This is a genomic window from Psychrobacter sp. Choline-02u-9 (genome assembly GCF_002836505.1).
Taxonomy (GTDB): Bacteria; Pseudomonadota; Gammaproteobacteria; order Pseudomonadales; family Moraxellaceae; genus Psychrobacter.
Genome location: NZ_PJBF01000007.1, coordinates 1 through 6,456 on the forward strand (window position 1 = coordinate 1; position 6,456 = coordinate 6,456).

Genomic DNA, 6,456 nt, shown 5'->3' on the forward strand with positions numbered 1-6,456 from the left:
CACATCTAACGCATTAAGGAATATTTTATGCTTTTTGAGTTTATCGCTACCATCGCTGCCGCATTTGGTATGGCTGGACTAGCACTTATCATAACTCACCTCAGCAAACTGGCAGGCAAACGTGCACCTAAATGGCTGATTCCCTTATTTGCTGCTATTGGGATGTTTGCATTCCAGATAAACCAGGAATACAGCTGGTATGGTCAACAAGTGCGAGATCTGCCAGAAGGCGTAGAAGTTGTCAAAACAGCAGAAAGCAAGGAATGGTTCCGCCCATGGTCTTATGCTAAACCACAAATATTACGTTTTATCGCTGCTGATACTGGAAATGCTAGTGTGCAAGTAGACAACCCAAATATATATTTATTCAATTTATATTTATTTGAAAGACGAAGAAGTGTAGAGAAAGTTCCACAAGTTATCGATTGCAGTGTTCCTGCGCGTGCAGACTACGTAATACCAGAAAAAGGTAACACACTGACGGTGAATGAACATGTTAAACAGACCACTGCGTGGCGAGAGCTGACTACAGACGATCCTTTATTTATCAAAATCTGTACTGATGAAATCGTCTGATCCTATAACGCTTAGTATGATAATGTTGGTTGATTAAATGCTGACATCCAGTTGCTTTTAATAGCGTTGAGAAGCGGCTGAATAAGTATGCTTTGAATTAGCTCCTAGCAATAGCCCAGCGCACAAGCCACCAAAATGTGCCGCAAATGAGATACCTTGTTGCGGCATCAATCCTTGCTTAATGGTCAGCCAATAACCAGTCCCCATAACAATACAAGCAATCAGATAACCCCAACGCCGCGCAAATATAGCCCCGCCTATCATATAACCTAACATTGCAAAACAAAGCCCTGATGCGCCGATATGGATAGAAGATGGCGACCCGATAACCCAAGTAACCAGTCCTGAGGCGACCACCAGTTTAATTACCGTGCGATAAGCATTCTTTTCAAACAGTCCAAACAAAAACAAAATCTGTAATAGCGTCACTGTATTGCCAGTCAAATGCGACAAATTGCCATGCATGGTCCATGAAGCAAACACCCCTATCATACTACCTACATCTAAAGCACGCGGTACAATACCAAAGATATTCCACAGTCCAAATAAGACCACTTCATTTAGAAAAAACATGCCCCACATCGGTATAAGCACAAAAGCATATAGTCCGATGACCTGCTTTATTCGTACGACAATTAAGTGAAGCAATTGCTGCCAATTCATATACCATCCTATTCTTATTACCTAGATTTTTTATACCTACTTAATGGTTTACAGCAAATAGTGGGTGTACAGCGGGTTTGAACGATAATAATGATGCGTCCTCATCAGTAGGGATATAGTTGTCACCATGTAATAATGACGTCGAATGATAAGGAACCAAGGCCGTAGGAATAAAGCGACGTGCTGCGTCGATATGCTTGATGGAATCATCAAAGAAGATATGCGGCGCAAATGTTCTAAGTACCGCTGTTTTCTCTAGTCCTCCCAAAAAAAACGCCATATCAACGTTCACGCCCCACTCTCGTAGTGTCTTGATAGCACGCAAGTCAGCTGGTGCATTGCGCGCGGTCACTAGCGCAATTTTTACTGGTGAGTATTTTAGACCAGCAGGTAGGCGCTCCTGCAGATTTGATAATTTAATCAACAATTCAGCATAAGGGCCTTTTTCAATCGGCAAATCACGCATTTTTACTTCACGATCATGAAAAGCTCGCAGCCCTTTTTGTTTGTATAGCAATTCACCTGAATCATCAAAAAGTACCGCATCCCCATCAAAGGCAATGCGCAGCTGCTCAGTATCCAGCTCATAAGTATTCACAGGCGTCGCGTCTAGTATGGCACAGGCACAGATATTAGCATCCGCAACTTGCTGAGCATCGTCGCGATTAGTGGTCAAGAACAGATCTACATTAAAGTCTTTGATATAAGGCGCAACAGGGCTACCTGAAACAAAAGCAGAACGGGAGATATTGATATCATGTTCTAGAATTGCATTAAGTACCTGAATACCTGTATCTGGACTACTTTTTGAGACGATAACAACTTCGACCAATGGTGTTTCAATATCTGAATCTTGTCCGTCACTATTATCAGAATACTTATTTAGGTTTAGTAACGCTTTAATTAGCGGATAACCTGCACCAATATTCAAGGGATCATTTTCACGCTCGGTCATGTACTCCCTAAATTCTTTTATAGCACTTGTAGGTCGTTGCTCTAGCAGCTCTAGCAAATAGTTTTCTGACTCAGTCAAATCAAAAAGTGCCGTTGCAGAAATTGCGACGATGAGCGTATTACTAAAATCGACAGCCATGACTATCTCTACTTATAAAGTTATATAGGAAAACGAATGAAAACCAGTTTACTACATTCATAAGCCTTTATAACACTAAGAAAAGTTACCAACACGCAGCACCGCATATTGTGATTTTGTAAAACTGCCCTCTCTTAATTCTTAGTCAAAATATCAGCCAATAAAAAAGCCACACTGCTTTATTAGCAATATGGCATCATACAATAACGTTATACATGAGGATTTAGGTTCAGCTTACCCGAGCAGTACAAGCGAGATGGCAGGGAACATCACCAAAATAACCAAACGAATCACATCAGAGACAATGAATGGTGCCACCCCGCGGAACATATCACTCAGCTTAATATGCGGTGCCATTGCCTTAATCACAAAGATATTCATCCCCATTGGCGGCGTAATCAAACCAAGCTCTACCGTCAATACCGCAATGATGCCAAACCATACGGGATCAAATCCTAACGCTAAAATGATGGGATACACTACAGGTATGGTGATTACCAGCATCGCTAACGCGTCCATGAACAGTCCTAATAGGAAGTACATGAACAAAATACAGATCAGCACAATCATTGGACTGACCGCTAGCCCACCGATCCAAGATGCCAAGGTATAAGACAAGCGTGAGACTGAGATAAAATACCCCAATGCCTCTGCACCTAATAGCATAAAGAACACCACTGCAGAGAGTGCTAGTGTCTCAATCAATGACTGCTTAAGACCATCTAGACGCATGCCTTTAGCAAAGGCATAAGCCCAAGAGACAAATGCTCCTACTGCGGCTCCTTCTGTTGGGGTAAATAACCCAAAGAAGATACCAGCAATAATCACAATAAAGATAAAGCTAAATGGTATCAAACCCGTAAGTGACAGTAGCTTGGCTTTCCACGTGGTTTTCTCACCGCGCTTTGCTAAATGCGGTTTCCAGCGTACCATCACCATGACGGTAAGTGAGTACATCACCATACCGAGCATACCGGGTAGGAACCCAGCGATGAACATGTCACCTACTGACTGCTGGGTTAAGATGGCATAGACCAGTAGAGCAATACTGGGCGGAATCATAATACCAAGCGTACCACCAGCGGCTAAGATACCGCAGGCAAAGCCTGGCTGATAACCGTACTTCTCCATTTGCGGTAGCGCCACTTTGGTCATGGTAGAGGCAGTGGCGAGTGATGAGCCTGAGATAGAGGCAAAGATACCAGATGAACCAATACCGGCAATACCAAGACTTCCCCTTACCCCGCCAAATATGGTTCGGGTGGCTTCAAAGAGTTTACCTGCCATACCGGAGTGAGTTGCAAACACGCCCATGAGGATAAATAAGGGAATGGCACTAAAATCATATTTAGCTAAGACATCAACGGGAATATCTTTGAGCATTTGCAGAGCACCACTAGGCGCGGTGACCGCACCGAAACCGACTAATCCCACACCTAACATGGCAAGTGCAACAGGCACTCGTAAGACGACAAGCAGGATCATGACAACTAGGCCAATCGCACCGATAATTTCTGGACTCATGCGCCTGTCTCCTCGGCGTCAAAGAATTCGCCTGTCTTAAAGATGTTGATGGATTCGATCAATGAGCGAATGGCCAGTAGGATGCTTAAGAATGCACTAACCATATAGATAGGCATCATAGATATGCGAAGGTCTTGGGTGACTTTGCCATACTCTAAGGCGTCAATGGCGCTCTCGTAGAGTCCCCATGAGAAGACGATGCCGATGACAAAGAAGCCCATCATAAAGATACCCATAAGGTAGCCTTTGATAGACTGTGGCATTTTCTGGGTGAAGACGTCGACGATGATTTGTGAGCGTTCGACAAACGCGGCAAAGGCAGCGAGTAATGCAAATAGCATGAAGTAGGAGACAATCTCTACACTGCCTTTGACGGTAAAACCAAACTCACCGCCGGTGAGTTTGAATATGTAGCGTGCGACGACGTCGAGCATGGTGGTTAGGACGATGATAATGAGACTCACCCCACCGATGAACTGGCATAATCTAGAGATTAAAACACTGAGCTTGACTAAAAATGCCATGTGACACCTCCAATTAGGTTAGACCTTACAGGCAGCACTGGCAGCTTTTGCTTTATCATAGACGCCATCAGCATCTAAACCCAAAGCGTTAACATCACTTAGATATTTTTGGGTTCCTCTTTCAAGTGGCCCTTTCCAATCTGGATCATTTAGCGGATCAGGAATGTCGACAATTTCATCACCTTTATCTTTAGCAGCTTGAATTGCCATTTGGTCATGCTTATCAAATACTTCACCAACTTTACTGGCCAACGCCATTCCTGAGTTTTTATCCAAAACTTGTTTTAAATCATCAGGTAAATTGTCGTATTTATCCTTGTTCATCGTTACCATAAGCGCTGAACTATAGAAAGGAATATTGGTATGATATTTGGTAATCTCATCAATCTTAAATGCTGTTACCGCCTCCCACGGGAAGCTTAAACCATCAACAACACCGCGCTGTAGAGAGGTATACATATCGTTTGCAGGTAGACCTACTGGTGAAGCGCCTGCACTTTCGATGATATCACCTGCCACAGCTGAAGGACGGCGAATACGCATACCTTTCATATCTGCAGGCGTACGAATTAACTTATCCGTTGTATGAAGTGCACCAGGTCCCCCACCATACATAAACAGTAAATGAGTATCTTCATACTCACTCGCCAAAGTACCATCATCATATAGGGTCTGTAGCATACAGCCCATTTGAGTTGCTGAATTTGATAAACCTGGAAGCTCTGTAATCTGAGTCAAAGGAAAGCGACCATTGGTATAACCATGCGCTTGTGAACCGATATCGATCGTACCTTTGGCAGCAGATTCATAAGTAACGTCTGCTTTAGCAAGGCCCGCCGATGGATACAGCTCAACCTTTAGGCGGCCGTCAGAATCTGTTTCTATCTGTTTTGCCCAAGGCTCAAAAACTTCTTTACTGATAGATGAGGTTGCTGGCCAAAAATGCGAAAACCGTAGCACGGTAGTTTCTTGAGAAGTCGCTGATGAGCCATCAGTCGTATCAGCAGATTGGTTAGAACAGCCAAGAAGACTAATAGCGGCTAAAGCACCAATTGAAAAAAGAGGAGCTAACTTCATTATCAATTCCTTTTGATAATTATGAGAATAGGAGTAAGGTATTACGAGCAGACAATTTGATTCATCCTAGATTAAATTGGCTACAAGGTGTAGATATATTTTTTACATACCTGTAATAAAAGTACTGTTTAAAATTATCAGCTATAATGATAGAAGTCAAATCATTTTGAGCAGATTATAGAGGATATATTCATATTATAGATATATCTCTGATACTTGAATTTTCTGCATAAATAATAGTAAAAATTGAGCAGATTAAAATAATTCTTCATAAAAAAGCTCTCAGCCTGTTATCCAGTTGAGAGCTTTATTGTGTAAATATCATATAGATTTATATAAGCTGCTCTAGACAGTTATATAAATAATAATAGTGATGAAGCGCTATTCTTCCATCTGCCACTTATCATCTACCCACACAACATCGTTATTATCTAGATGTACATGCCATTCTGCATCAGTTACCACAAGGCGAATCTCGGTTAGACACTGTAGCCAATGCTCTAAGGTATACATAAGATCTTCTGAATCCATACTAGAAGGTAGCTTTGTAGCTCCTGCTAGTATTACCTCTGACTCACTATCATCATATGCATAAAGATCAAAAGTCTCTGCATCATCTGCATGCTCGAATTTGTCATTATATTCATTAACTATTGACGCAACCTTTTCTTGCTCCTGTTGAGTCAAGAGAGTAGAACGTTCAGCAGTATAGTAGAGTGAAACGCCCATAATGTGCTCCAAAATAAATGAGAGATTGTAGATTCTAGAAGTGAATAAATAATATCATATCAAGCTGATTCGTAGGAAGGTTTGCGTTTTGACCGAAACATCTAGCACTAAACTTTCTTGCACTAAGCTTTATTACCAAACCGCGCACAAAGAAAAGCCCCTTGATACGTCAGTATCAAGGAGCTTTTCAAGGATAGAGAGCTGACGAACGAGAAGAGCACCGTTAAGGCAAAACATTGCTTTGCTAGGCAACGCAAGAGCTATCTACCG

General features: G+C 42.2%; 7 protein-coding genes. 1 reads left to right on the forward strand and 6 read right to left on the reverse strand.

The window, feature by feature from the left end; genetic code table 11:
- The first annotated feature begins 27 nt into the window (after positions 1 to 27).
- Positions 28 to 576, forward strand: a complete 549-nt coding sequence (locus CXF69_RS00365; protein WP_101204398.1) for a hypothetical protein — start codon at positions 28 to 30, stop codon at positions 574 to 576.
- A gap of 57 nt (positions 577 to 633) precedes the next feature.
- Here the strand turns inward: CXF69_RS00365 and CXF69_RS00370 are convergent, their stop codons facing one another.
- The 6 genes from CXF69_RS00370 to CXF69_RS00395 all read right to left on the reverse strand — a co-directional run bounded on the left by CXF69_RS00370 (position 634) and on the right by CXF69_RS00395 (position 6,186).
- On the reverse strand, positions 634 to 1,239 hold the full coding sequence (locus CXF69_RS00370) for a rhomboid family intramembrane serine protease (RefSeq protein ID WP_101204397.1): 606 nt from the start codon (positions 1,237 to 1,239) through the stop codon (positions 634 to 636).
- A gap of 40 nt (positions 1,240 to 1,279) precedes the next feature.
- A complete protein-coding gene (locus CXF69_RS00375) occupies positions 1,280 to 2,332 on the reverse strand; it encodes a 5'-nucleotidase (RefSeq protein ID WP_101204396.1) in 1,053 nt (350 codons plus the stop codon).
- A gap of 234 nt (positions 2,333 to 2,566) precedes the next feature.
- Positions 2,567 to 3,856 (reverse strand): TRAP transporter large permease, encoded by a 1,290-nt coding sequence (locus CXF69_RS00380; protein WP_101204395.1) that lies wholly within the window; start codon positions 3,854 to 3,856, stop codon positions 2,567 to 2,569.
- Positions 3,853 to 4,380 (reverse strand): TRAP transporter small permease, encoded by a 528-nt coding sequence (locus CXF69_RS00385; RefSeq protein WP_057761870.1) that lies wholly within the window; start codon positions 4,378 to 4,380, stop codon positions 3,853 to 3,855. The genes CXF69_RS00380 and CXF69_RS00385 overlap by 4 nt, the downstream gene beginning before the upstream one ends.
- 18 nt (positions 4,381 to 4,398) lie before the next feature.
- Positions 4,399 to 5,457: a TRAP transporter substrate-binding protein gene (locus CXF69_RS00390; RefSeq protein WP_101204394.1), complete on the reverse strand. Its 1,059-nt coding sequence runs from the start codon at positions 5,455 to 5,457 to the stop codon at positions 4,399 to 4,401.
- Positions 5,458 to 5,838: 381 nt separating this feature from the next.
- A complete protein-coding gene (locus CXF69_RS00395) occupies positions 5,839 to 6,186 on the reverse strand; it encodes a hypothetical protein (RefSeq protein WP_101204393.1) in 348 nt (115 codons plus the stop codon).
- Between the last annotated feature and the right edge of the window lie 270 nt (positions 6,187 to 6,456).

What these genes read in the sequence shown, in the direction of transcription:
- CXF69_RS00380 (WP_101204395.1), bottom strand. Translation starts at nt 3,856, where the DNA reads ATGAGTCCAGAAATTATCGGTGCGATTGGCCTAGTTGTCATGATCCTG.
- CXF69_RS00370 (WP_101204397.1), bottom strand. Translation starts at nt 1,239, where the DNA reads ATGAATTGGCAGCAATTGCTTCACTTAATTGTCGTACGAATAAAGCAG.
- CXF69_RS00365 (WP_101204398.1), top strand. Translation starts at nt 28, where the DNA reads ATGCTTTTTGAGTTTATCGCTACCATCGCTGCCGCATTTGGTATGGCT.
- CXF69_RS00385 (WP_057761870.1), bottom strand. Translation starts at nt 4,380, where the DNA reads ATGGCATTTTTAGTCAAGCTCAGTGTTTTAATCTCTAGATTATGCCAG.
- CXF69_RS00390 (WP_101204394.1), bottom strand. Translation starts at nt 5,457, where the DNA reads ATGAAGTTAGCTCCTCTTTTTTCAATTGGTGCTTTAGCCGCTATTAGT.
- CXF69_RS00375 (WP_101204396.1), bottom strand. Translation starts at nt 2,332, where the DNA reads ATGGCTGTCGATTTTAGTAATACGCTCATCGTCGCAATTTCTGCAACG.
- CXF69_RS00395 (WP_101204393.1), bottom strand. Translation starts at nt 6,186, where the DNA reads ATGGGCGTTTCACTCTACTATACTGCTGAACGTTCTACTCTCTTGACT.